Genomic DNA, 23,993 nt, shown 5'->3' with positions numbered 1-23,993 from the left:
GTGGTGTCGGGTCACGCCGGGGCGGCGGCCACGACGTGGAACTCGAACCGCAAGCGCGGGTCCGTGGCCAGGCGCGTCACCTGCACGGTGGAACTGGTGGGGATGTGACCGCCGAACCAGTGCCCCTGGTGCTTGTTGACGACGTCCTGGTCGGCGTCGACGTCGGTGAAGAACCGGATCATGTTGACCACGTCGTGCCGCTCGCATCCCGCCGCCTGCAGGGCGAGATCGAGGTGATCGAAGGCGTTCTGCACCTGACCGGCGGCATCCATCGGCATCGCGTCGAACACCGCGGGGACGTGCGGGTGATCGTGGTACACCGGGGCGCCCGTGACGCCGCTGATGAAGACGAGACGGGCGTTGGACACGGTGCGGATGGCGGGGACGAAGGGGCTGACGATGGATGCGTCGTACCCGGCGTGGTGGATGATCTCGGCGTTGCCGACCCTCATCGGGGCGGGGATGGTCATGAGGGGTCCTCTCCTGCGGCGTTCTCTGCGTCGAGCACGCCGGCGTCGTGGGTGATGCGACCGGCCAGGACGGTGAGGTCGCTGCCGATGTCGCGGAGGTCGTCCTCCGCGCACGTGAACGGGTCCAGGGACGGCACGCACACGTCGCCGTCGTAGCCGGGGAGGAGCTTGCCCCGGTGCGCCTGCTCACCGGTGAACCAGGCGGCATCGCGGGTGTAGGCGGCGAGCGCCTCTGCCCGGGAGAGCCGGTGCCGCACGTCGCGCACGCCCCGGCCGCTGAGGGTGCCGCCGGTGACGAGCCACCAGATGGACGCCCACGGCGAGTACCAGTTGGCCCGTGTGGCGTCGGTCCCGGCGCCCACGACGATCCCGAGTTCGCGGAGATCCCCGAGCGGCGGGGCAGCGATCGTCGCTTCCTCGCCCCATGCGTCGACGTAGTCGCCGCCCTTGAGCAGCAGCCGGCTCTGCACGAGCACGCCCGCTTCCAGGCGCGCGAGGCGCTCGAGGTTCTCCCGGGATGCCTCGTCGGCGTGGACGATGGAGAATCGCGCTCCGCGGACGCCGCCGGTCTCGCGCTCGACCTCCTCCCACGCGTCGAGGATGCGCCCGAGCGTGGTGTTCAGCACCGCGTGCACGCTCATGCGCCATCCGCGCTGCACGCACAGGCGCACGATCTCGACCAACTCCCGCCAGGGGGCGTCGCCGATCTCGAACGCGTCGAACCCCTCCATGTCGTGGCAGCCCAGGTGGGGGATCTCGCCGACGCCGGCGACCTGCAGCATCTCGTCGCCGCTGCCGGGGTGAACGAGGGCCGTCAGCTGCTGGATGTTCTCGACTTCTCCCCCGCGGGTCCACGCCGAGATGTACAGCCGCGTACGCACGTCGAGTTCGCCGCGGCGCCACACGGCGTAGAGGGGGTCGTAGTCGCGCGGTGTGACCATCAGCCCGCCGCCGTCGACGACGCCGGTGAGGCCGTACGCGGCGAATGCGGAGTTCATGCGGCGCACGCCCTCCTCCGGGTTCCCCGCGTCGGCCAGGGCGAGGCCGGTGGGCACGGCGAACTCTCGCACGCCGTGCAGTTCTCCGGTGTCGGCGGGCAACCCCGCGGCGCGCAGCCCGGCGGTGTTGAGGATGCCGCGGTCGTAGAGCTCCTGCAGGTACACGGGGTTCTCCGGTGCCGCGTCATCCAGCTCGGCGCGGGTGGGGGCACGTCCTTCGGCGAGCTGGCTCGAATGCCAGCCGCCGATCGCGCTCACCCACGCGCCGGGTCCGCGGCGCATCGCCTCCTCGCGCACGCGTGCGAGCGCTTCGTCGACGGAGCGCACGTCCTCCCAGTGCATCGTGCCGGCCCACGACACGCCGCCGCGCACGGCGTGGATGTGCGAGTCGTTGAGTCCGGGGAGGGCCCGGCGCCCTCCGAGATCCACGACGCGACGGGCGAGCTCCGCATAGCGGGCGAGATCGGCGTCCGAGCCGATCGCCACGACGCGGCCGCCGGCGAGGGCGATGGCCTCGACCTCGTCCGGACCCTCGCCGGGCGCGGCGAAGGTCGAGATCCGCCCACCGCGCAGCACGAGGTCGACGAGCGGGAGGGCAGGGGGAAGCGTGGTGGTGGTCACAGCGGAACGGCTCAGATGCTCAGGTGGCGCTCGAGGAGCTGGTCGTCCGCACGCAACTCGGCGGGCTGGCCCGACCACGCGATCGTGCCGGAGTCGTCGATCACGATCACGTGCTCGGCGATGTCGAGGGCGAGGTCGACGTTCTGTTCGGCGATGAGGATGGACAGCCCCGAGGCCCGCAGGCCCTCGAGCCGGTCCTGGATGACGTCGAGGATGCTGGGGGCGAGGCCCTCACTCGGCTCGTCCATGATGAGCAGGCTCGGGTTCGTCATCAGCGCCCGTCCGATCGCGAGCATCTGCTGCTCCCCTCCGGAGAGCGAGCGGGCCATCGATCCCGAGCGCTCGGCGAGGCGGGGGAAGAAGTCGAACACCCGCTCGACGGTCCAGGGCTCCAGCGTCGTCTGGCGCCGGCGCGGGACGACCTTGAGGTTCTCCAGCGTCGTGAGCGACCCGAACACGCGCCGCCCCTGCGGCACGAGCGCGATGCCCGCGCGGGAGATGAGGTGGCTCGCCCGGCGGGTGATGTCGACCCCGTCGTAGACGATCGTTCCGCTGGAGACCGCCGGGGGCCGCAGACCGCAGATGGTGCGCACCAGCGTGGTCTTGCCCATGCCGTTGCGACCGAGGAGCGCGACGCTCTGTCCGTCGCCGACGGTGAAATCGACACCGTTGAGCACCTGCGCGGTGGCGTATCCGGCGCGCAGACCCGAGACCGAAAGAGTCACTTCTTGTCACGCCTTCCCAGGTAGATCTCCTTGACGGTGGGGTGGTCGCGGACCTCGTCCGGCGTCCCCGTCACGATGTGGTGACCGTTCTCCATGCACATCACCCGGTCGGTGAGCCCCAGGGCGAGGGTCATGTCGTGCTCGATGAGCAGGATCGGCAGCGTCCGGGGCAGCTCCTCGATCAGCCGGCGGAGCGTGGTCCGCTCGACCGCGGAGAGCCCCGCGGCAGGTTCGTCCAGCAGCAGCAGGCGCGGCTGGGTGACCAGCGCCATCGCGATCTCCAGCTGACGCTGCTCGCCGTGCGAGAGGTCGGCGACGGTGTCGTCTCGGCGCCCGTACAGGCCCACCGATTCGAGCATCTCCGTGGACGTGCGGCTCACCTCGTCGCTGATGCCCTGCGTGCGCCAGAAGACGCGGGCCTTGGACGAGCCGCCGCGTGCGGCGACCCGCACGTTGTCCAGCACGCTCATTTCGCGGAACAGGTTCGACACCTGGAAGGTGCGCCCCACGCCGAGCCGCGCGCGGCGCGCCGTGCCCAGCCGCGTCACGTCGCGGCCGAACAGCGCGATCGTTCCGGCCGAGGGGGCGACGTCACCCGCGATCATCTTGAACAGCGTCGTCTTGCCGGCCCCGTTGGGTCCGATGACGCCCATCCGCTCGCCGGGAGCCAGCGTGAGCGAGATGTCGTCGACGGCCTGCACGCCGCCGTACCTCTTGCCCAGCCCGCTCACCACGAGCGCGGGGGCGGGGGCCCCGGACCCTCGCGGGTCCGGGGCCTTCGCCGTGGTCGCCTCGGTCACTACTCGAGTCCCTGGAAGGTCTGCGAGTAGGTCGGAAGCGCGAGCGCCTCCTCCGGGCTGCGTCCGAGCCACTGGTCGACGTCTTCGACCTCCGCGATCGGGACGTTGTACAGCAGGCCGTCGTCGAGCTTCTCGACCTCGCGGATGTACACCGGACCGATCGTGTTGTTGTACTCGTCCCACGAGACGCGGCCGAAGATGCTGTCTTCGAACGTGTACTCGGTGATGGCCGCCACGAGGTCTTCACCGGTGAGGAGACCCTGCTCCTCGAGCACGGAGGCGACGAGCGACGCGGTGACGTAGCCGCCGGCGGCGTAGGCGCCCGGCACGTTCCCACCGGAGAACTCCTTGTAGACGTCCACGAACTCCCGGACGACATCGCTGTCGCGGCCCTCGGCCCAGTAGCTGACCGACTTGAGACCGATGATCTGGTCGCCCATGGCGCGGAGCGTCCCCTGGTCGGCGGCGCAGCAGTTCATCAGCAGCTTGTCCATGTCCAGCCCCAGGCCCAGGTAGGCGTTGAGGAAGTTCGGACCGGGCGCGCCACCGGCGGTGGCGACGTAGACGATGTCGGCGTCGGCCGCCTGGATCTGCGAGGCGTACGTGGAGAAGTCGGTGGTGGAGTTGGGGAACCAGATCTGCTCCACGATCTCGCCGCCGTTGGCCTCGAAGCCCTGGGCGAACCCGGCGCACGACTCCCACCCGAAGGCGTAGTCGGCGCACAGCGTCACGGCCGTCTGCGCGTCGCCGTCGGTGGCCGCCCACTCGCCGCCGGCGAAGTTGGCCTGCGAGCCGCCCATCGATCCGGTGCGGACCGTGAGCTCGTTGGCGTTGCGCTGCGTGAGGTCATCGGATGCGGCGACCGGGTGCAGGTTCGGGATGCCGGCGCCCGCGGCGTACTCCGCGACGGCCAGCGCGGTGTTGGCGATCAGCGGGCCGACGATGACGTCGACCTGGTCCTGGTCCACCAGCTTGCTGGCCTTGGTGAGCGACGTCTCGGGGTTTCCGGCGTCGTCCTCGACGATGGTCTCCACCGTCACGCCGTTCACCTCGTTCCCGTTCGTCTCCCAGTACAGGTTCCAGCCGTCCACCATCTCCTGACCGGCGACGGCGAAGTTGCCCGTCGTCGGGGAGATGAAGCCGACCTTGAGCTCGCCGGTCGCCGACGCCTCCGTCGGGTCATCGCTCGGGGTCGCGGCACCCGGGGGGGCACACGCAGCCAGAGTCAGCGCCGCGGCCACGCCCAGAGCTGCGATCGCAGCCCCGCGACGGCTGCGCGTCGACATCATCGTTGAGGTCATTGCAGGTCCTTCCACTCTCACTCGTTGGTTGTTGCGGGTTCGGACACGGCGTGTCCCGGGGGTGCGCCCCGATCACCGGACTCGGGTGTCGAGCGGCGCGGGCGCCATCGGTTGATGAGCTTGCGCACGCTTCCGGCGATGCCTGCCCTCGCGAAGAGGATCACGAGGATGAAGATGAGGCCGAGGATCGTCGGCCAGCGGTCGACGTAGCTGGAGAGCACGTTCTCGACGAGAACGACCACGGCGGCACCGATGAGGGGGCCCAGCAGCGTGCCGATGCCGCCGAGGATCACCATCACGATCAGATGCACCGAGCGGTCCACACCCGCCGAGGAGGGGCTCACGAAGTGCGTGTGCCAGACCGACAGGAGGCCGGCCAGTCCTGCGACGCTGCCGGAGATCATGAACGCACCGAGCTTGTACGAGGCCACGCTGTACCCGAGGCTGCGCATCCGGCTCTCGCTGTCGCGGACCCCCCGCAGGCTCGCACCGAAGGGCGAGTTGCCGACGACCCACAGCGCCGCGGTCAGCACGACGAACACCGCCAGCACCACGTAGTAGAACATCCAGTAGGAGGACATCCACTCGGGCCGCTGGATGCCGGAGATGCCGTTCTCGCCGCCGGTGACGGAGGAGAAACGGAACGCCAGTCCGTAGATCAGCATCCCGACGGCAAGGGTCACCATGAGGAAATAGATCCCGTTGGTGCGCATGGACAGCAGGCCGTAGATCAGCGACACGATCACCGTGACGGCGAGGGCGATCAGCACCTGCATCCCCGGGTCCATGCCCTGGCGCGATGCCCACCCCGCGCCGTAGGCCGAGGCTGCCGCGATGCCGGCGTGGCCGAGGGACACCATGCCGCCCTGCCCCGCGAGGAAGTTGACGCTGGAAGCGAGGGTGGCGGCGATCAGGATGGTCGAAGTCAGTGACACCGCGAAGGTCGACGCACCGAGGTACGGCAGGGCGATGCCGATGGCCAGGACCACGGCGAGCAGGACGAGGTTGATCAGGAACATCCGGCGGTTGCGCGGGGCACCTGCGGTGCGAATGGTGCGTGTCTCGACGATGCGGTTGCTCATCACGCCGCCTTTCCGAAGAGGCCGGTCGGTCGCAGCACCAGCACGAGCGCCATGGGCAGGAAGATCGTGAAGTAGGCCAGCTCCGGGATCCACGCCTTGGCGAAGGCGTCGATGAGTCCGATCAGGACGCTGCCGACTGCGGCACCGGGGATGCTCCCCAGTCCGCCGATGATGATGACGACGAGGGCGTACAGCAGCACCTCGTTCTGCACCCCGGGGAGGATGCTCTGCACTCCGGCGCCGATGGTGCCGCCGATGGCCGCCAGGGCGGCCCCGACGATGAACATGCCGGTGAACACCCATCGGATGTTCACCCCCATCGCGGTGATGATCTCCCGGTCATCCACGCCCGCCCGCACGATCGCCCCGACCCGGGTCTTGTACTGCACGAGAGCCAGCGCGATGCCGATGACGAGGGCCACGCCGATCACGAAGATCCGGTACCAGGGGTAGACGAACCCGTCGATCATGAGGGCGCCGGGGATCTTCACCGTGTTGGGGAGGTTCTGCGGGTCTCCCCCGAAGAAGGCCAGGCACAGGTCTGCGATCACGAACGAGACGCCGATCGTCAGCAGGACCTCGGGCATTTCCTGTCCTCGCACGAAGCGCAGGAGCACCACCTCTACGAGGAAGGCGGTGACTCCGACGGCGACCATGGCGACGATCACCGCCACGAGGAGGTTGCCGGTCAGGGTCGCGATCACCACGCCGATGTAGCCGCCCAGCATGTAGAACGCGCCGTGGGCCATGTTGACGATCCGCATGAGGCCGAACACGAGCGTGAGGCCGCTGGCCAGGAGGAACAGAAGAGCACCGAAGCTCAGTCCGTTGAGCACTTGCTGTGCAAGGAAGACAGGTTCGAACACCGAGGGATCAGACCTTCCACGTCGTCGTGAATCGTCAGGAAATCGTGAGTGGGACTACGGGTATTGCTGGAATACGTGCGGGTTATCGATTACGGGTTTCGATGGAGCTAAGTGAAGCAACGGAAACCCCATCTGTCAACTTCCACTGCACAATTGTTCAGTTCACTGTTCAGTCTCGGGAACAGTGGGGTCGGACCGGCGGTCACTCCTCACGAACGCGATAGCGCACCCGCGCGACGGCACTGGCGGCCCCGAAGACGACGGCACCGACCGCGCCGGCGGCGAAGAGCACGCCGAACGTGTCGCGGTCGAGGGCGACGGCCCCGAGAGCGGCGCCCAGTGCGCCGCCCAGCATGAGACTGATGGAGAACAGCGTCATCCCCAGCGCGCGGGAGTCCGAGGCCGCATCGGTCATCCACGTCTGGAGCGTCGTGTGCGCCAGCGCCCACGCCACCCCCATGAGCGCCGCGCCGGCCAGCACCGTCAGCGCCGACACCTGGGTCGTCAGCGCGAGGAAGGCCGCCGTGGCGCTGACCCCGCCGGCGGCCAGGAACACCCACGGCTTCACCCGCCCCACCACGAGCTTCATCAGCTGGCTGACCACCACCACCGTCACCCCGAAGGATGCGGTGACCAGTCCCGCGACGAAGACATCCTCCCCCGACTCCTGCAGGGCCACCGGGAGCAGGTTGAAGATTCCGATCAGGAGAGTGCCCTCCAGCGCCACCAGCGCGCACACCGACAGGGCCCACGGATTGCGTGCCAGACGCGAGACCTGCGCAAGGACGCGCTCGGTCCCCCGGCCCGGCGCCTCCGGCAGCAGGGCGAGGAACGGCACCAGCACCGCGGTCACGATGGCGAACCCGGCGAAGATCCACCGCCACGTGGTCACGGATCCGATCGCCCCGGCCGCGAGCGTCCCCACGGCCAGCCCCAGCGCCGTTGCGGAGGCGAGGTTCGACATCGCCGAGGGCCGGCGGGCGAGGGGCAGCATGTCGCCCACGTAGGTCAGCACGGCCGCGAAGGTGGCCGCGAACGCGCCGCCCGAGGCCGTTCGGGCCAGGATGAACCATCCGATGTCGGGTGCCAGAGCGCTCGCGAGATTGGCCAGCGCCGCCAGCGAGGTGGACAGCACCAGCACCCGGACACGCCCCCACCGCGTCGACAGGGGCCCCCAGATCAGCTGGAACCCCGCATACGCCAGGGCGTGCGCCGTGATGGCACCGGCGGCCACCGCGACACTCACGCCCAGATCGCCCGCGATCCCCGGAACCAGCGGGAGGATCAGCGAGCGATCCAGGGTCGACCAGAAGATGACGAACGGAAGGATGACTCCCGCAGGAGGACGACGCATGCCGGTTCCTCCGGTCCTCGGGCGTGCAGTCCGCGTCAGCTGATGCGCCAGCCGCGGTCGACGTTGAGAGTGTGCGCGCTGACCCCGCGGTTGAACAACAGGAACTTCGTCGCATCCACGACATCGGCCATCGTGGCCAGCTGACCACCGGGCGTGCGGTTCTCGTAGCCCGACAGCACGCCCTCCGGCTTATCGGCCCAGAAGGGGCTGTCGCCGATGATGCCGGGGTGCAGCGAGTTCACGCGCATGGGCGCGAGCTCGAGCGCGAGCGTGTTCATCAGGCCGTCGACGCCGCCGTTGATGCTCGACACCGTGGTCGACCCGGGGTACGGAGCATCCTTCGCGCGGCCTCCGAACAGGACGATCCCGGTGTCGACGGTCGGCGCCAGACGATCGAGCAGCGTGTGCACGGTCGCTGCGTATCCCACGAGCTTGAGCGTGACCAGGCGCACCGCGCGAGCGATGTTGTAGTCGCGGATGGTGTTGGCGTCACGCTCGATCGCCACCATCGCCAGTCCGTCCAGCGGGCCGATGCCGCGGAGCTGCTCGGCGATGCCCTCCGGCTCGGACACATCCAGGGCGACGCCCGTCGCGCCAGGGCCGATGCCGGCGGCCACCTCGTCGGCGGTCTCCTGGCTGCGGCTGGTGAGGATCACCGAGTCTCCCCCCGCCACCAGATCTTTGGCCAGCTCCAGTCCGATCCCCGACGAACCGCCGGCCACCAGAATCGTGCGTCCGCTCATGAATTCTCCTCCTCGAGTTTTTCCTGCAAGTACTCCCAGTCCCGCGCGAAGCGGTAGGCATGACGGGACGGCATCTGCGGCGACTGGGATTCCAGCCACCGCACCTCGGCGCCGGTCGCGGCGAAGGAGTGCACGCATCCCACGCCCGCCCACGCGATGTCGCCGGGGCCCAGCACGAATTCCTCGCCGTCGAACGTCGCCGCCACCTCGCCGTCGAGGATGAGATAGGCCTCCTCGAGCGGATGGTCGTGAGCGCCGGCGGTGCCGTCGGGCTCGTACTGCACCATGAAGAGCGTGCCCAGCGTCGCTCCCAGGTCGGAATCGACCATCATCTTCAGCGTGATTCCGCTGTAGACCAGAAGAGCGGTGCGCATGCTCGCCGAGACGGCGAGGAGCTCCTGGGACTGGCGGCCCGCATCCATGTGCTCGGTGCGGATGTTGCCGAACGACCGCATACGGGGGTCTCGCGTGTCGACGTCCACCGGAGCGGAGACGGGCAGTTCGCTCACGCGGTAGGTGTCGTGTCCGTGGCGGGCGCGGGCGGGCGGGGTGAGGAGGTCGGCCCACGCGGCGGCGGACTCACCGGAGCTGCGCCACGCGTGCGGCACGCCGATCGGCAGCACCCCGTAGTCCCCTGCGACGAGACGGACGGTCGCTTCGGGGGTCGCGAGGATCACTTCGCCCTCCAGGACGTGGAAGCTCTCCTCGAACGAGTGCACGTGGGTCGCGGTCCGCCCGCCGGGTTCCAGCCGCGTGATCCCGAAGTCGGTGTGGGCGGCGCCGTCGTCCTCGCCTACGCCGCGCCACCGGCTGACCCCGACCGCGCCGGGCGCGAGAGCGCCCGGGTCACGGTAGTCGGCGTCGCGGGCATGACGGACGACGAACCTCGACATGCGGGCCTCCTCGACCTTTCTCCCGCCGGCGCATCCTCGCGCGGCGCGTCCCCCTCGAGCGGGCGGCGCCCATCTCGAGTGTTCACTGTCACTAAACCCCATGTAAACGGTCACGCCCCATCGTTGTCAAGCGGAGCGGGTCGTTGCGCTCACGGGCTCAGCGGCACGGGCATCGTGCCGGCGCGGGGCCAGCCGTCCGATCCGACGTCAGAGCCGCTCGAGGGTGACGCCGCGCAGCATCCCGTCGTCGGCCACCGCCGTCAGGAAGGTGTGGTGGGGCTGGCGCCGCCGGTCGGTGGGCGAGCCGGGGTTCAGCAGTCGCAGTCCCCGTGGCGTCGTGGTGTCCCAGGGGATGTGGCTGTGCCCGAAGACCAGCACGTCGGCATCGGGGAAGGCGGCCTCCATGCGCGCCTCCCGGCGCTGTGCCTGCCCCGTCTCATGCACGACGGCCAGGCGCACGCCGTCGACCTCGCGCCGCGCGACCTCCGGAAGACGTGCGCGCAGGTCGGCGCCGTCGTTGTTGCCCCAGACCCCGAGGACGTCGCCGTGCGTTTCCAGCTCGTCCAGGACGGATGCGGTGACCCAGTCGCCGGCGTGGACGATGAGGTCTGCCGCATCCGCCGCCTGCAGGACGGAGGCCGGAAGCGTCCGCGCCCGGGCGGGGACGTGCGTGTCGGAGATCATCAGAAGACGCGTGGCCATGACTCAGAGCGTCCGGATGCGGCCGGGGGTCACGAGGCGCGGTCGCCGGGCGTCACGCCCTTCTCCGCCGGCGACACGAGCGACAGCGGATCGGCGATGTCCTCGAGCGATTTGCCCGCGGCGCTGACGCCGAACACCCCGGAGATGACGCCCCCGACGATCATGACGACCGAGCCCAGCACGTAGCCCCAGAACAGCGGCTGACGATCGGTGCCGTCACCGATCAGGGCGCCGTAGAGGGCGGGGGCGACCGAACCGACGAGCTGACCGATGGAGAACACGTAGGAGATCACCTGGCTGCGCAGTTCGAGCGGGAAGATCTCGCTGACGGTGAGATACGCCGCCGACGCTCCCGCCGAGGCGAAGAAGAACGACGCGCACCAGAACGCCGTGTGGGTTCCGGCGCTCAGCACCCCGGCATTGAAGAGGAAGGCGCTCGTGAGCAGGATGAGCCCGGCGAGCACGTAGGTGCCGAACAGCATCCGCCGCCGTCCCCACGTGTCGAAGAAGTGACCGAGGATCAGCGCTCCCGCGAGGTTACCGACGGCGAAGATGATGAAGTACTGCCCGGCCGAGGCCGGTGGCGTGTCGTAGAAGTTCTCCAGCACCAGGGCGTACGTGAAGAAGATGGCGTTGTAGAGGAACGACTGGGTGACCATCATCGTCACCCCCACGAGCGTTCGCCGTGGATACTGACGGAACAGCACCTTCGCGATCACGAGGAACGGCACCCGGCCATACTCCTTGACCGTGATGGCCTTCTTGTCATCCACCGGCTCGAACGTCTTCCCCTCCTCGCGGATGCGCTCCTCGATGCGGTCGACGTTGCGTTCGGCCTCGGCCTCCAGGCCGTGCGTCATCTGCCAGCGGGGGCTTTCGGGGATGTGGCGGCGGAGCCAGATGATGAGAAGCCCGAGGACCGGGCCGAGGAAGAAGCTCAGGCGCCAGCCGACGTCCTGCGGGAGCAGATCGGTGTTGAGGAAGAAGATGTTCGCCACGGCGCCGAGGGCCGCCCCGCCCCAGTACGTGCCGTTGATCGCGATGTCCACGCGTCCCCGGTACTTGGAGGGGATGATCTCGTCGATCGCCGAGTTGATGGCCGCGTATTCGCCGCCGATGCCTGCCCCCGCGACGAAGCGCCAGATGTAGAAGAACCACGGAGCGAACGCGAGCCCCGCGATGGCGCTTCCGGCGAGATACACGACCAGCGACAGGATGAAGAGCCTCTTGCGTCCGAGCCGGTCGGTGAGACGGCCGAACACGAGGGCACCGGCGACCTGGCCGAGGAGGTAGAAGGTGCCGGCGAGGCCGACTTCGAACGGCCCCATACCCAGGGTCTCGGCGTACCCGTTCGCCGCGACGATCTGCACCTCGAGGCCGTCGAGGATCCATGAGAAGCCGAGGCCGACGACGATCATCCAGTGGAATCGCGACCACGGCAGGCGGTCCAGCCGGGCGGGAACGAGCGACGTGACTTCCGTGACCTGCACGCCCGGCGACGACATTCGCGCACCCCTTCCGCGGGGCATCCCTCGCAACCCGCGGAGCTTTTTTACTCCCGTGGCCGATTCGGCGCCTCGGATTGACGTCCGCCGCGCCGCGCGGTAATGCTGCGTCGCCTTGCTGTGGGCGAGCGCAACTGATTGAGTGAGGACATGACCCTCGCACCGATTTTCGACCGCGAGGGACGGGTCGCCGGATGGTACGAAGCCGACCGCCTGTACTCTCCAACCGGCTCCGTCGTGGGCTGGCAGCGCGACGGCGCCGTGTACGCCTCCAATGGCAGCCACGTCGGATGGCTGGAACGCGGACAATTCCGCGACGCCTCCGGATGCGTGGTGGCCTGGATTGACGGGTCGCTGGGCCGGCCGGAGAAGCCCCCGGCCGAGATGGCGGGGCGCGGGCCGGCGGCCGACCCCTCCCCGATCCGGCCGAGCTTCTCCCGGCGGATGGGGCGCGTGCCGTTCGTGCCGCGCTGGAGCGCGAGCGACTGGAACGCCTACCTGGGCTGACCGGCCGAAGCGGTCTAACGCCCGCGGAACGCGGGCTTGCGCTTCTCGCCGAACGCAGCGAAGCCCTCGCGGTAGTCGTCGGTGTCGCGGAGCGCGGCCTGTGCCGCGTTCTCGGCCGCCATCGCCTGCCACAGCCCCGCGCGCTCGTCGCGGAGCGCGGCGATGATGCGCTTGCTGGCCACGAACGCGGCGGTCGGACCGGATGCTGCGGCTCGGGCCGCGGCATCCGTGGCGTCCTCGACCTCGTCGGCGGGCAGACTGCGGGAGAACAGACCGAGGTGGACCGCCTCCTCCCCCGCCAGGAGACGGCCGGAATAGATGAGGTCGAACGTGCGGTGCGCGCCGAGCCGCTCGTAGAAGAGGGCGTGCCCCCCGGAGTCGAGCGTCGCCCCGAGCGCCGCGAAGGGGGAACCGACCTTGGCGGTGTCGGCGATGTACACCACGTCGGTGGCGATGAGGAGCCCCAGCCCGACGCCCAGGCACGCACCGTGCGCCGCGGCGAAGGTCGGTGCCGGAAAGGCGGCCATCCGCCGGAGCAGCGGGGCGAGCAGCCCGTCGAGGAAGCCGCTCACGTCGTCTTCGGCAGGATCCACGCCGGAGATGTCCCTCCCGGCGCAGAACGCCCGGCCCTCGCCGCGCAACACGAGGGCACGTACGCCGGCCCGCTCGGCGTCCGCGTACGCCGCATCCAGGTCTCGGAGCGCCTGCTCGTCCAGGGCGTTGAGCCTGCCGGGGTTGTTCAGCACCACGTGGGCGACGCCGTCGAGGATGTGCGAGTCGATCATGGGCGCCTCAGTTGTCGTAGTCGACCGTGACCCGGTCGGAGGTGGGATGCGACTGGCAGGTCAGCACGTAGCCCCGCTCGAGCTCATCGGGTTCGAGGGCGTAGTTCTCCGTCATCGTGACCGACCCGGTCAGCACGCGCGCGCGGCACGTGCCGCACACCCCGCCCGCGCACGCGAACGGCACGTCGGGGCGGACGCGAAGCGCCGCATCCAGGATCGACTCCCGCGCGCTGACGGGCGATTGCACGCTGGCCGATTGCCCGTCGAGCGTGAAGTCGATCGTGTGGACGGGCTCGTCCTCGCGCACCACCACGGGCGGCCGCGGGCCGGTGGGGGCGTCGTTCTCCCCCGTCGTGAACAGCTCGTAGCGCACGTGCTCACGGTCGACGCCCACCCCGGCGAGGGTGTCACGGCACAGCTGGACCAGCTCGAACGGCCCGCACAGGAACCACTCGTCGATCGTGCCGGGGACGACGAGTCCGTCGAGGATGCGGCGGAGCCTGTCCCCGTCGATGCGGCCCGACAGCACGGGAGCGGCCCGCTGCTCGCGGGAGAGGACGTGATGAAGGGCGAACCGCGTGGGGTGGCGGTCCTTCAGATCGGCGAGTTCCTCGAGGAACATCACGTCCTGGGTGGAGCGGTTGGTGTAGACGAGGGTGAACTGCGCGGTGGCCGAGCGGGCGAGCACGGCGGTCGCCAGCGCCATGAGCGGCGTGATGCCGGAGCCGGCGGCGATGGCGGCCACGTGCGCGCCGTCGAGGTCGGCGAGCGTCGTGGTGAAGGTGCCCTGCGGGCTCATCACGTCGATCTGATCGCCCGGATGAAGTTCCGTCTGGGCCCAGGCCGAGAACCACCCGCCGGTGTTGCGCTTGATCGCCACGCTCACCGAGCCGGGCGTCGGCGGCCGGCACAGCGAATACGACCGCCGCGCCTCGTGCCCCTCGATGCGGGCGCGGAGCGCCACGTACTGCCCGGGCAGGTAGTCGTACTCCGCGATCAGCTCGTCCGGAACGGCGAAGGTGACCTCGATCGACTCGTCGGTCAGCGGCCGCACCTCCGCCACCCGCAGTGAGTGGAAGCGCGCGCGTCTCCGCGTCGAATCCGGGGCCCCGCCCACCGCGCTGTGCAGCAGCGCGCCGGCGACCGTCTCGGAGACGGACCGGGTGGATGACGGCGCCATCAGTGCACCTTGAAGAAGTCGAACGGTTCCAGGCATGCGCGGCATTCGTACAGCGCCTTGCACGACGTCGATCCGAAACGGGTGACCTCGCGCGTGTTCAGCGACCCGCACCGCGGGCACTTCACCCCCAGCGAGACCCGCACGGGGCCGGCGGCCGCACCCGCGTTGCCGGCCGGCGGCGCGATGCCGTACGCGGTGAGCTTGCGCTTACCCTCGTCGCTCATCCAGTCGGTGGTCCACGCCGGCGCCAGCACCAGCCGCACGTCCACGCGGCCGTACCCCTCCGCCGAGAACGCGAGGGTGAGGTCGTCGCGGATCGTGTCCATGGCGGGGCATCCCGAATACGTGGGTGTGATCGTGACGACGACCCGATCACCGTCGTCCTGCACGTCGCGGAGGATGCCGAGGTCTTCGATCGTGAGAACGGGCACCTCCGGGTCGCACACCCGCGCGGCGATGTCCCAGGCACGGTTCCTCGCCGGTTGCTGAGCCTGTTCCTCCGGTTGCTGAGCCTGTCGAAGCATCACCATGTCGCCCCCGGATGCTGACGGGCGAGCACCTGCATCTCGGCGAGCAGGTAGCCGAGGCTCGAGAAGTGCGCACCGCTGCGCCCCCGGGCCATCGCCGGCGGCAGCGTGGGAACGTCGAGCTCGGCTTCGGTGAACACCTCGGCGATGACCCGGTCGAACGCCGGCCGAAGGGTCGAGGGACGCACGGCGACCCCCTCGAGCCGGTCGATGAGCGGCTCGTCGCGGAAGAGCTCATCGACGTACGGCCAGATGTCGGCCAGGGCGGCGAGCATCCGGCGGCGGGACTCCTCGGTACCGCCGGCCAGGCGCAGCGTCCACTGCACGGCGTGATCGCGGTGGTAGTCGACCTCCTTGACCGCTTTCGCCGCGATCGCGGCCAGCGTCGGGTCGGCGGACGTCGTCAGCGCGCCGTACAGCTCGAACATGTAGACGGATGCCGCCAGCTGCCGGGCGATCGTGTGCGCGAAGTCGCCGTTGGGCTGCTCCACCAGCCAGGTACTGCGGAACTCGCGTTCGTCGCGCCAGTACGCGAGGTCGTCCTCCGAGCGTCCGTCGAACGTTCCGGCGTAGCGCAGGAGCGAACGCGCGTGGCCGAGGAGGTCGAGGGCGATGTTCGCCAGCGCCACATCCTCCTCGAGCTCGGGTGCGCGCGCGACCCACCAGCTGAGCTGCTGCGACAGGATGAGTGCGTCGTCGCCGAGCCACAGCGCGTACTCCGCGACATCCGCCGAGCCGGCCCGGCCGCCCTCCCCCGTGAGCTCGGCCGAGAGTTCGATGCCGTCGACCGTGACGGATCCGTGCGGGTCGACGTCCGCGACATCCCCCGGTCCCGGAGCCCCGACCGGTCCCTGAGCCTGTCGAAGGGAAGTCATAGGTGCGGCACCCCCTCGGACGCGGTGTAGTACGCCGCGTGACGGTAGTTCTTGCCCGCCGGGCTCTCGAAGAACGCGCCTTTGGCGTCCGGATCGCTCGTCGTGATCGCCTCGGCCGGCACGACCCAGATCGACACGCCCTCGTTCCGGCGCGTGTACAGGTCGCGGGCGTTGCGCACGGCGAGGTCGGCGTCGGGTGCGTGCAGCGATCCGGCGTGCACGTGGCTGAGGCCGCGCTTGGCGCGGATGAAGACTTCCCACAGGGGCCACTGCTCGGCCGGGGATGCCCCGGGGCTGGCCATCACGCCACCTCGCGGGTCTCGGCTCGCTGTGCCCGCTTGCGCGCGTACTCGGCCGCCGCCTCGCGCACCCACGCGCCTCCCTCGTGCGCCTCCCGGCGGTGCTGCAGGCGGACGGCGTTCATGGGTCCGCGGCCGGCGAGGATCTCGTGGAACTCCGTCCAGTCGATCTCGCTCATGTGCCAGCGTTGCGCCCCCTCATCCCAGCGCAGTTCGGGGTCGGGAAGGGCGACGCCCAGCGCCTCAGCCTGCGGAACGAGCATCCCGACGAAACGCTGACGCAGGTCGTCGTTGGAGAACCGCTTGATCTTCCACTCCATCGACTGCGCGGAGTTGGGCGATTCGTCGTCGGGCGGGCCGAACATCATGAGGCTCGGCCAGTACCAGCGGTCCACCGCATCCTGCGCCATCTCCCGCTGCGCGTCGGTGCCCTGCATGAGCGTGAGGAGGATCTCGAACCCCTGCCGCTGGTGGAAGGACTCCTCCTTGCAGATGCGCACCATGGCACGCCCATAGGGGCCATAGGACGCGCGGCACAGCGGCACCTGGTTGCAGATCGCCGCCCCATCGACCAGCCAGCCGATCGCCCCCATATCGGCCCACGTGGGCGTCGGGTAGTTGAAGATCGAGGAGTACCTGGCCTTGCCGTCGATGAGCTGCTGCGTCATCTCCTCCCGCGCGGCACCGAGGGTCTGCGCCGCCGAGTACAGGTAGAGCCCGTGGCCCGCCTCGTCCTGCACCTTCGCGATGAGGATCGCCTTGCGCTTGAGGCTCGGCGCACGGGTGATCCAGTTGCCCTCCGGCTGCATGCCGATGATCTCGGAATGCGCGTGCTGGGAGATCTGCCGCACGAGCGTCTTGCGATAGGCGGCCGGCATCCAGTCGCGCGGCTCAACCCGGGATTCGGCGGCGATGATCTCGTCGAAGGCCGCCTGCGCCTCGGCCTCTTCGTCGGGCAGCATGGTGGCGTCGGTTGCCGTCGTCATCATCGACTCCTTTACAGAACGATCGTTCAGTTACTCTACCGGCCGCCGGCGGTGCGGGCAACCGCGCACTCAGCGGCGGTCGTAGACGCGCTTGTACTTGCCCTCGCTGCGCGGCAGAGTGCCCGGCTCCTCGACCTGCACCTCGACGGAGGTTCCGATGTGCACCTTGATGCGCTGCTGCAGCACCAGGGCGGCGGCCTCACAGATCGCCCGGTCCAGATCCGGGTGCCGCTCGATCCGCACCGTCAGGCAGTCCATCCGCCCCTGCGTGGTGAGCTCGAGGACGAAATGCGGGGTCAGGGTCTCGATCCCCATCACCAGCTCTTCGATCTGGGTGGGAAAGAGGTTCACGCCGCGGAGAATGATCATGTCGTCGTTGCGGCCGGTGATCTTCTCGATCCTCCGCATCGCGGGGTAGGCGGTGCCCGGCAGCAGCCGGGTCAGGTCGCGCGTGCGATAGCGGATGACCGGGAACGCCTCCTTCGTCAGCGACGTGAAGACCAGTTCGCCCAGCTCCCCGTCGGCGACGGGTTCGCCCGTGCGGCCGTCGATCGTCTCGGGCAGGAAGTGGTCTTCCCACACGTGCGGGCCGTCCTTGGTGAGGACGCTCTCGCTTGCCACTCCCGGGCCCATCACCTCACTGAGCCCGTAGATGTCGACCGCGTCGATGTGAAGACGGCGCTGGATCTCCGCGCGCATCTGGTTGGTCCACGGCTCGGCGCCCAGCACCGCGACCCTGAGCGACGTGGAGGTCGGATCGATCCCGGCCTCCTGCATGGCGTCGGCGATCGTGAGCAGGTAGCTGGGGGTGCACAGGATGGCGTCGGGCTCGAAGTCGCGGATGAGCTGCACCTGCCGTGCGGTCTGCCCGCCCGACATGGGGATGACCGTCGCTCCGAGCTTCTCGATGCCGCCGTGCGCACCGAGGCCGCCGGTGAACAGGCCATACCCGTAGGCGTTGTGCACCTTCATCCCGGGGCGGATGCCCGCCGCCCGCAGCGATCGGGTGATGAGATCGGCCCAGCGGTCGAGGTCGCCGGCGGTGTACCCCACCACCGTGGGGCGGCCGGTCGTTCCGGATGACGCGTGGATGCGGCGCACCTCGGCCATCGGCACGGCGAACATGCCGAACGGGTAGGTCTCCCGCAGATCCGCCTTCGTGGTGAAAGGCAGCCGGCGCACGTCGGCGAGCGAGCGGATGTCGTCGGGGGCGACGTCGGCCTCGTGGAACTTCCGCCGGTACAGGGGCACGTTCTCGTAGGCGTGCCGGACCGTCCACTGGAGGCGCGCGAGCTGGATCCTCTCCAGTTCTGGACGGGTCAGCACGTCGACGCGGTCCTCCGGCGCCGGCACGACGATGCGGCTCTCGGTTGTCGTCTTCGACATCGGGGCTCCCTCGGACGGCATCAGATCAGGCGGGTCGGTTGGTGGTGAGCGAGCGGCCGCGGAACTCCGCGACGAGATCGCCGGTGTCGTCGGTGATCGACACGTCGTAGATGCCCGTACGGCCGCTGACGACCCGGCGGACGGCTGTGGCGGTGAGCGTCTGTCCGGCCGTCGTCGACTTCAGGAACGTGATGTCGGCGCCGGCGGCGACGGTGATGCGCTCGTCCTCGTTGCAGGCGATGGCGAACGCGGTGTCGGCGAGTGTGAACACCAGGCCGCCGTGCGTGATCGCGAAGCCGTTGGTCATGTCCTCGCGCACGCGCATCGACACCACCGCCAGCCCAGGCTCGTCGCGCTCGACGACCATCCCGAGTGACGCGGAGGCACGGTCGTTGCGCATCATGGGTCGAAGCGGGGCGCGGGTGGCGGCGTTGTCGGTCACGGCACCGTCACCGCCTCCCGGTCGACGGCCGCGCCCGTATCGGCGCGACCCTGCTTGGCGACCAGCGTGAGCACGTCGTAAGAGGCCACCAGCTCGTCCCGCTGATTCCGGATGACCGCATCCCACCGCACCTCGCCGTATTCGTCGGTCTCGCGGGGGGTGATCTGCTTCGCCGTGAGGATGACCCGGATCTCGTCGCCCGGCGAGACGGGTGTGACGAACCGGAGGTTCTCCAGGCCGTAGTTGGCGAGCACCGGCCCGGGCTCCGGGTCGACGAACAGCCCGGCCGCCCACGAGACGAGGAGGTACCCGTGCGCGACGCGGCCGGGGAAGAACGGGTTGGCTGCGGCGGACGCCTCGTCCATGTGCGCGTAGAACGTGTCGCCGGTGAAGTGCGCGAACGTCTCGATGTCCTCGAGCGTCACCGTGCGCGAGGCCGAGGCGATCTGGTCGCCGACGCGCAGCTCCGCCAGCGACTTGCGGAAGGGGTGACGCCCGCCCGACACCGCAGCGGCGCCCTCGTGCCACACTCCGGTGAGCGCGGTGAGGATCTCGGGTGAACCCTGAAGGGCCGTGCGCTGCATGTGGTGGAGGACCGCACGGATGCCGCCGAGTTCTTCTCCGCCCCCGGCGCGTCCGGGCCCGCCGTGGACGAGGTGCGGAACGGGCGACCCGTGCCCGGTCGAGGTGCGGGTGTTCTGACGGCTGAGGAACAGCACGCGGCCGTTGTAGGCGCCGATCCGGGTGAGCAGCTCGAGAGCGACGTCGTCATCGGACGTCGCGACGCTGGTGACCAGCGACCCCCCGCCGAGCGCGACGAGATCGGCCGCCTCCGCCACGGTGGCGTACGGGAGGATGCTCGCGACCGGCCCGAAGGCCTCGATCTCGTGAGCGGCCGGGGTCGTGGCATCGGCGAAGCCGATGACCATCGGAGACAGGAACGCGCCCTCGCCGGCGCGGCCGACGCTGCCGTCGGCGCGGACGACCTCGGGCGGCTCTGTGGAACCCAGCAGCAGTTCTCCGCCGGCGTCGCGGAGCACCTCGACCTGGCGGAGCACGTCGTCTCGCTGTTCGCGGGAGACGACCGGGCCCATGGTGACGCTCTCGTGATGCGGGTCTCCGATCACGACGCGCTCGTCGATCTTCGCCTTCAGCGCCGCCACGACATCGGTGACCGCATCCGCCGGCACGATCGCACGGCGGATCGCCGTGCACTTCTGCCCCGCCTTCGCGGTGAGCTCCACCAGGAGTTGCTTGACGTACGCGTCGAACTCGGGGGTGCCGGTGGTCGCGTCGGGGCCGAGGACCGAGGCGTTGATGGAGTCGGTCTCGCTCGTGAACCGTACGCGGCCCGACTGCACGTTGTCGTGTCGGCGCAGCCGGTCGGCCGTCGACGCGCTGCCGGTGAAGCCGACGAGGTCACCGAGGGCCAGGTGATCGAGCAGGTCGGGCACGCGTCCGCTGATCAGCTGCAGCGAGCCGGCGGGAAGGAGGCCGGACTCGACGAGGATGCGCACCCACGCCTCGGCGACATAGGCGGTGGGGGTGGCCGGCTTGATGACCGACGGAACCCCGGCGAGGAACGCGGGGGCGAATTTCTCCAGCGAGCCCCACATGGGGAAGTTGAAGGCGTTGATCTGCACGGCGGCGCCGGGCAGACGCGTGTAGACGTGCCGGCCGAGGAACGAGCCGTCCTTGGACAGCGATTCGACCGGGCCGTCGAGGTACACCTTCGCGTTGGGGAGTTCGCGTCGCGCCTTGGACGAATAGGTGAAGAGCACGCCGATGCCGCCGTCGACATCGCTGAGCGAGTCGCGCACGGTGGAGCCGCTGCGCTTGGACAGCTCGTACAGCTCCTGCTTGCGCTCGGTGAGGACGAGGGCGAACTGCTTCAGCAACATGGCGCGCTGGTGGAAGGTCAGGGGCCCCAGGCTCCGCTGCCCCACGGTGCGCGCGTGGTCCAGGGCCCCGGCCAGGTCGGCACCGGACGCGCTGACGTGCGCGACGACTTCTCCGGTGGATGCATCGTGCACCGTCGTCGCACCGGCGGCGCTCTCCGGCGTCCACCACGCGTCGCGCAGGTAGCTGGGCAGGATGTCGCTCATCGATCACTCCATTCATAGAACCCGCGGCCGGATTTCCGGCCCAGACGCCCCTCGGCGACCAGGTCGCGGAGCAGCTGCGGGGGTGCGAACCGGTCGCCGAGCCGGGCGGCGAGCTCCTCGGCGATCCCCAGGCGCACGTCCAGCCCGACGAGGTCGGTGGTGCGCAGCGGCCCGACCGGATGCCGGTAGCCGAGCTCCATCGCCGCATCGATGTCTTCGGCCGACGCCACGCCCTCCTCGAGCATCCGCATCGCCTCGAGCGCGATCGCGACGCCGAGCCGGCTGGAGGCGAAGCCCGGGGAATCGCGGACCACGACGGCGTGCTTTCCGAGGGCTGCGACCCAGTCGCCGGCCGCGGCGGCGACGGCGGGGTCGGTGCCCGCGCCGAGGACGACCTCGACGAGGGCCGACGCGGGGACCGGGTTGAAGAAGTGCAGGCCCAGGAACCGCGTGGGCCGGTCGAGGGCGGCCGCGAGGTCGTCGATCGAGATGGAGGACGTGTTCGAGGCCAGCACCGCGTCGGCGGCGACGACGTCCTCCGCCCGGCGCAGCGCATCGATCTTCAGGACGCGGTCCTCCGGCACGGCCTCCACCACGAGACCGGCGTCGCCGAACGCGGCGATGTCGGTGCCCGCAGAGACGGCCGCCTCCAACTCCCCCAGGGGGCGCGTGGTCGCGCCGCGATCGGCCGAGCGGCGGAGATTCTCGCGGATGCGCCGGGCCGCGGCATCCGCGGAGCCCCGGTCGCGTTCGACGACGAACACGCGTGAGCCGGCGAGCGCGAAAGCGTGGGCGATGCCGGCGCCCATCCGCCCGCCGCCGATCACCCCGACGTGCGCGGGAGCTCGAGTCGTCATCGCTTCCTCCGCTCCAGGAACGCCGTCATCCGCCGGTGCTTCTCGGGACGCTCGAACAGTTCCGCCTGGAGGTCGAGTTCGATCCCGGGATGCGCGTCGGGTGGGGCGAGGAGGGCGCGCTTGGTGTACCGGGTGGCGAGGGCGTCGTTCGCGGTGATGCGGTCGGCGATGGCGTGCGCCGCATCCATGACCGTCTCCGCGGGATGCACCGCATTGAGCAGGCCCCAAACGAGGGCCTCGTCGGCGTCGAGCGTGCGGCCGGTGAGGAGCATCTCCGCGGCGCGGGCCTCCCCCACGATCTGCGGCAGGCGCCACGTGGCACCGGCGGCGGCGAGGATGCCCAGGCCCGTCTCGGGGTTGCCGATCTTCGCCGACGGCGTGCCGACGCGGATGTCGGCGGCGTACGCGAGCTCGGCTCCGCCGCCGAGCGCGTAGCCGTCGATCACGGCGATCACGGGCATCGGGAGTTCGCGGATGCGTCGGAACGCGGTGGTGTTGATCCCCGCGCGCGCGTCGTCGGCGCGCCGCTCGCGCAGCTGGGCGATGTCCGCGCCCGAGGCGAACACCCCACCGGCACCGGTGAGGATCAAGACGCGCGGGGTCACTTCGAGTTCGGCGCACAGCAGGTGCAACTCGTCGACCATCCTCTGGTCGATCGCGTTCCGGACCTCGGGGCGGTTCAGCCGCGCCACGACCCGGTCGTCGCGGCGTTCGATGCGGAGGGTGTCAGGCATCCACGCGCTCCACGATCATCGCCGCGCCCTGTCCGACGCCGACGCACATCGTCGCGAGCCCGCGGTGTCCGCCCTCCCGCTCGAGGCGCCCGAGGAGCGTCACGATGAGCCGGCACCCGCTCGAGCCGAGCGGGTGACCCAGGGCGATCGCGCCGCCGTCGGCGTTGACGAGGTCGGGGTCGAGCCCGAGGCGGCGGATCGAGGCGAGCGACTGCGAGGCGAACGCCTCGTTGAGCTCGATGGCGTCGAGGGCGGCGATGCTCAGCCCCGCTGCGGCGAGGGCCTTCTCGGTGGCAGGCACCGGTCCGAGGCCCATGATCTCCGGTGCCAGAGCGGCGGACGCGGACGAGAGGATGCGGGCGCGCGGTGTCAGTCCGTAGCGTTCGACGGCCTCGGCGCTGGCGACGACGATGGCAGAGGCGCCGTCGTTGAGCGAACTCGAATTCCCCGCGGTGACGACCGAACCACCGGAGACGACCGGGCGGAGCGCCGCGAGCGCCTCGGGGGAGGTGTCGCGGCGCGGTCCCTCGTCGGTGTCGACGAGCCCACGGCGCGTGGGGACCGGAACGATCTCGGGCGCCAAGCGCCCCGCGTCGATGGCGGCGACGGAGCGCTGATGGCTGCGCAGGGCGAAGGCGTCGGCGTCCTCGCGGGTGATGCCATCGATCCGGGCCACTTCCTCGGCGGTCTCGGGCATCGAGAAGGTCGCCTTGTCACGGGACTGCAGCGCCGGGTTGGGGAAGCGCCACCCGATCGAGGTGTCATACGTCTCCCCCGGTTTCCCCCACGCCCGATCGGGCTTTGCCTGCACCCACGGGGCGCGAGTCATGGACTCCACGCCGCCGGCGACGAAGAGGTCGGCATCGCCCGCGCGGATCGCCTGCGCGGCGAGCGCGATCGCCGACATCCCCGAGGCGCACAGCCGGTTGACGGTGAGTCCGGGGACGGTGTCGGGGAGGCCGGCGAGGAGCACGGCCATGCGCGCGACGTTGCGGTTGTCCTCCCCCGCCTGGTTCGCGGCACCGAAGTACACGTCGTCGATGCTCTCGACGGGGACACCCGCACGCGTGACGGCTTCCCGCAGCACGAGGGCCGCCAGGTCGTCCGGCCGGACCGAGGCCAGCGCGCCGCCGTAGCGGCCGACGGGGGTCCGTACGCCACCGACCAAAAAGGCTTCGGACATCGTCATCTCCTCGTGCCCCGTCGCAGGATGCAAATCCGTCTTTGCAGACCGATCGTTCAGTAATAGT

The 23,993-nt window shown here is 70.1% G+C and carries 25 protein-coding genes; 1 reads left to right on the top strand and 24 read right to left on the bottom strand.

Going from position 1 to position 23,993, the window contains the following annotated elements; translation table 11 throughout:
- Nucleotides 1–11: 11 nt before the first annotated feature.
- The 12 genes from AC2DGY_RS02870 to AC2DGY_RS02815 form a co-directional block, all read right to left on the bottom strand.
- A complete protein-coding gene (locus AC2DGY_RS02870) occupies nt 12–470 on the bottom strand; it encodes a RidA family protein (protein WP_484508193.1) in 459 nt (152 codons plus the stop codon).
- Entirely contained in the window at nt 467–2,089 is a 1,623-nt protein-coding gene (locus AC2DGY_RS02865) for an amidohydrolase (protein ID WP_484508192.1), read from the bottom strand. The genes AC2DGY_RS02870 and AC2DGY_RS02865 overlap by 4 nt, the downstream gene beginning before the upstream one ends.
- An 11-nt stretch (nt 2,090–2,100) precedes the next feature.
- On the bottom strand, nt 2,101–2,814 hold the full coding sequence (locus AC2DGY_RS02860) for an ABC transporter ATP-binding protein (RefSeq protein WP_484508191.1): 714 nt from the start codon (nt 2,812–2,814) through the stop codon (nt 2,101–2,103).
- A complete protein-coding gene (locus AC2DGY_RS02855; protein WP_484508190.1) occupies nt 2,811–3,614 on the bottom strand; it encodes an ABC transporter ATP-binding protein in 804 nt (267 codons plus the stop codon). Before AC2DGY_RS02855 ends, AC2DGY_RS02860 begins: the two co-directional genes overlap by 4 nt.
- On the bottom strand, nt 3,614–4,915 hold the full coding sequence (locus AC2DGY_RS02850; RefSeq protein WP_484508189.1) for an ABC transporter substrate-binding protein: 1,302 nt from the start codon (nt 4,913–4,915) through the stop codon (nt 3,614–3,616). Before AC2DGY_RS02850 ends, AC2DGY_RS02855 begins: the two co-directional genes overlap by 1 nt.
- 17 nt (nt 4,916–4,932) lie before the next feature.
- Nucleotides 4,933–5,997, bottom strand: a complete 1,065-nt coding sequence (locus AC2DGY_RS02845) for a branched-chain amino acid ABC transporter permease (RefSeq protein WP_484508188.1) — start codon at nt 5,995–5,997, stop codon at nt 4,933–4,935.
- Nucleotides 5,997–6,863 carry a branched-chain amino acid ABC transporter permease gene (locus AC2DGY_RS02840; protein WP_484508187.1) on the bottom strand — a complete coding sequence of 289 codons (867 nt, stop codon included), beginning with the start codon at nt 6,861–6,863 and terminating at the stop codon, nt 5,997–5,999. Before AC2DGY_RS02840 ends, AC2DGY_RS02845 begins: the two co-directional genes overlap by 1 nt.
- 202 nt (nt 6,864–7,065) lie before the next feature.
- Complete coding sequence (locus AC2DGY_RS02835; RefSeq protein ID WP_484508186.1) at nt 7,066–8,217, bottom strand: MFS transporter; 1,152 nt, start codon at nt 8,215–8,217, stop codon at nt 7,066–7,068.
- Between the two features lie 35 nt (nt 8,218–8,252).
- Complete coding sequence (locus AC2DGY_RS02830) at nt 8,253–8,960, bottom strand: SDR family NAD(P)-dependent oxidoreductase (protein WP_484508185.1); 708 nt, start codon at nt 8,958–8,960, stop codon at nt 8,253–8,255.
- On the bottom strand, nt 8,957–9,853 hold the full coding sequence (locus AC2DGY_RS02825) for a cupin domain-containing protein (RefSeq protein WP_484508184.1): 897 nt from the start codon (nt 9,851–9,853) through the stop codon (nt 8,957–8,959). The genes AC2DGY_RS02830 and AC2DGY_RS02825 overlap by 4 nt, the downstream gene beginning before the upstream one ends.
- 207 nt (nt 9,854–10,060) lie before the next feature.
- Nucleotides 10,061–10,555, bottom strand: a complete 495-nt coding sequence (locus AC2DGY_RS02820; protein WP_484508183.1) for a metallophosphoesterase family protein — start codon at nt 10,553–10,555, stop codon at nt 10,061–10,063.
- Between the two features lie 29 nt (nt 10,556–10,584).
- On the bottom strand, nt 10,585–12,060 hold the full coding sequence (locus AC2DGY_RS02815) for an MFS transporter (RefSeq protein ID WP_484508182.1): 1,476 nt from the start codon (nt 12,058–12,060) through the stop codon (nt 10,585–10,587).
- Between the two features lie 150 nt (nt 12,061–12,210).
- Between AC2DGY_RS02815 and AC2DGY_RS02810 the strand changes: the two genes are divergently transcribed.
- Nucleotides 12,211–12,567 carry a 4-fold beta flower protein gene (locus tag AC2DGY_RS02810; protein ID WP_484508181.1) on the top strand — a complete coding sequence of 119 codons (357 nt, stop codon included), beginning with the start codon at nt 12,211–12,213 and terminating at the stop codon, nt 12,565–12,567.
- A gap of 14 nt (nt 12,568–12,581) precedes the next feature.
- On the opposite strand, the gene AC2DGY_RS02805 is transcribed toward AC2DGY_RS02810, so the two are convergent.
- The 12 genes from AC2DGY_RS02805 to AC2DGY_RS02750 all read right to left on the bottom strand — a co-directional run bounded on the left by AC2DGY_RS02805 (nt 12,582) and on the right by AC2DGY_RS02750 (nt 23,926).
- Nucleotides 12,582–13,352 (bottom strand): enoyl-CoA hydratase/isomerase family protein, encoded by a 771-nt coding sequence (locus tag AC2DGY_RS02805; RefSeq protein WP_484508180.1) that lies wholly within the window; start codon nt 13,350–13,352, stop codon nt 12,582–12,584.
- A gap of 7 nt (nt 13,353–13,359) precedes the next feature.
- Nucleotides 13,360–14,532 (bottom strand): 1,2-phenylacetyl-CoA epoxidase subunit PaaE, encoded by a 1,173-nt coding sequence (paaE, locus tag AC2DGY_RS02800; protein WP_484508179.1) that lies wholly within the window; start codon nt 14,530–14,532, stop codon nt 13,360–13,362.
- Nucleotides 14,532–15,062: a 1,2-phenylacetyl-CoA epoxidase subunit PaaD gene (paaD, locus tag AC2DGY_RS02795; RefSeq protein ID WP_484508178.1), complete on the bottom strand. Its 531-nt coding sequence runs from the start codon at nt 15,060–15,062 to the stop codon at nt 14,532–14,534. The genes paaE and paaD overlap by 1 nt, the downstream gene beginning before the upstream one ends.
- Complete coding sequence (gene paaC / locus AC2DGY_RS02790; RefSeq protein WP_484508177.1) at nt 15,056–15,934, bottom strand: 1,2-phenylacetyl-CoA epoxidase subunit PaaC; 879 nt, start codon at nt 15,932–15,934, stop codon at nt 15,056–15,058. Before paaC ends, paaD begins: the two co-directional genes overlap by 7 nt.
- The gene (paaB, locus tag AC2DGY_RS02785; RefSeq protein ID WP_484508176.1) at nt 15,931–16,236 is read right to left on the bottom strand and encodes a 1,2-phenylacetyl-CoA epoxidase subunit PaaB; all 306 of its coding nucleotides are present in this window, start codon (nt 16,234–16,236) and stop codon (nt 15,931–15,933) included. The genes paaC and paaB overlap by 4 nt, the downstream gene beginning before the upstream one ends.
- Entirely contained in the window at nt 16,236–17,219 is a 984-nt protein-coding gene (gene paaA / locus AC2DGY_RS02780; RefSeq protein WP_484508175.1) for a 1,2-phenylacetyl-CoA epoxidase subunit PaaA, read from the bottom strand. The genes paaB and paaA overlap by 1 nt, the downstream gene beginning before the upstream one ends.
- 69 nt (nt 17,220–17,288) lie before the next feature.
- Entirely contained in the window at nt 17,289–18,605 is a 1,317-nt protein-coding gene (paaK, locus tag AC2DGY_RS02775; RefSeq protein WP_484508174.1) for a phenylacetate--CoA ligase PaaK, read from the bottom strand.
- Between the two features lie 25 nt (nt 18,606–18,630).
- Nucleotides 18,631–19,047 (bottom strand): hydroxyphenylacetyl-CoA thioesterase PaaI, encoded by a 417-nt coding sequence (paaI, locus tag AC2DGY_RS02770; protein WP_484508173.1) that lies wholly within the window; start codon nt 19,045–19,047, stop codon nt 18,631–18,633.
- Entirely contained in the window at nt 19,044–21,152 is a 2,109-nt protein-coding gene (paaZ, locus tag AC2DGY_RS02765; protein WP_484508172.1) for a phenylacetic acid degradation bifunctional protein PaaZ, read from the bottom strand. The genes paaI and paaZ overlap by 4 nt, the downstream gene beginning before the upstream one ends.
- A complete protein-coding gene (locus tag AC2DGY_RS02760; protein WP_484508171.1) occupies nt 21,149–22,009 on the bottom strand; it encodes a 3-hydroxyacyl-CoA dehydrogenase family protein in 861 nt (286 codons plus the stop codon). The genes paaZ and AC2DGY_RS02760 overlap by 4 nt, the downstream gene beginning before the upstream one ends.
- Nucleotides 22,006–22,743 (bottom strand): enoyl-CoA hydratase/isomerase family protein, encoded by a 738-nt coding sequence (locus AC2DGY_RS02755; protein ID WP_484508170.1) that lies wholly within the window; start codon nt 22,741–22,743, stop codon nt 22,006–22,008. Before AC2DGY_RS02755 ends, AC2DGY_RS02760 begins: the two co-directional genes overlap by 4 nt.
- Nucleotides 22,736–23,926, bottom strand: a complete 1,191-nt coding sequence (locus AC2DGY_RS02750) for a thiolase family protein (protein ID WP_484508169.1) — start codon at nt 23,924–23,926, stop codon at nt 22,736–22,738. The genes AC2DGY_RS02755 and AC2DGY_RS02750 overlap by 8 nt, the downstream gene beginning before the upstream one ends.
- Nucleotides 23,927–23,993 lie beyond the last annotated feature (67 nt).

It is taken from the genome of Microbacterium sp. Z6_144, from assembly GCF_057197625.1.
Note: the sequence above shows the minus strand (reverse complement) of the source record. Positions and strands in the feature narration are given on the sequence as shown.